The following is a 1005-nucleotide window of genomic DNA, read 5'->3' on the forward strand; positions in this document are numbered from 1 at the left end:
AAGTGTTTTGGGTGCTAATTTTGCAGCGAATATGGTGGTATTAAGATCATTCGGTAAATTCTTTGGCTTACCAGGCTTGAGGCTCGGTTTTGTTTTTGCGGGCCAAACGCTTTTGCATGAGATGAAGGCTTTCATTGGTGTTTGGGATGTCAATGGGCCTGCCCAAGAAATAGCGACTCGAGCGTTTCTTGATGCGCAATGGCAAGCTGACGCGCGCCAGCGATACCTCGACTTGTCTCGAGATAACCAAAAGCTGTGGCAAGGTTTATTTATTCAATTGCGAGAACAAGGGGGCGATGTATCAGAAGCCCACCAATTGTTGTTTTCGACCTATACCCTCGAAGATGAAAAAGCAAAACGACTATTCGAAGTGTTTGCACAGCACGGTGTTTTACTTCGATTAATCAAAATCGGTAAAGGGCATTCTTTAATTAGGATAGGCTTTGTCGATATACAAAACGTCCAACAAGTGACGGAACTAAATCATAAAATTAAACAAAGCATGCACGCATTAAAAAAATATTTTGCTGGCACCGCAAACGACATACAAATGGAGAGGCAATATGGCTGATCAATCAGTGGAAGTAAAACGTGGCATTATGGTCTGTGGCCATGGCAGTCGAGACAAAGGCGCAGAGCGTGAATTTGGGCGTGTCGCAGCAGGACTAAAAAAACGATTTCCAGATATGCCTGTCGAATATGGCTTTTTGGAGTTCTCCGCACCCAACATTCATATGGGTCTAAACTCGTTAATTGATCAAGGTGTCGAAGAGATCTACGCGGTTCCAGGAATGTTGTTTGCCGCAACTCACGCAAAGAACGACATTCCATCTGTATTGACGACATTCGAAGAGAAAAAGGGGAACGTGAAAGTCGCTTACGGCAATGAACTCGGCTTGCACGAAGCGATGATCGAGGCGTTTCAAGCAAGAATATATGAGTCACTCGGGCTAGACTCCAACAACCCTCCAGATCAACTTTATGACACTATGCTAGTGGTTGTAG

At 44.5% G+C, this 1005-nt stretch carries 2 protein-coding genes; both read left to right on the forward strand.

All coding sequences use genetic code 11. The features are described 5' to 3' along the window. Positions 1-571 (forward strand): aminotransferase class I/II-fold pyridoxal phosphate-dependent enzyme (locus A3761_RS03500; RefSeq protein WP_156491564.1); only part of this gene is annotated, 571 nt, incomplete at its 5' end. Then, a partial coding sequence (locus tag A3761_RS03505) for a sirohydrochlorin chelatase (protein ID WP_197472790.1) occupies positions 564-1005 on the forward strand: 442 nt, incomplete at its 3' end. The genes A3761_RS03500 and A3761_RS03505, both read left to right, overlap by 8 nt.

It is taken from the genome of Oleiphilus sp. HI0123, assembly GCF_001635315.1.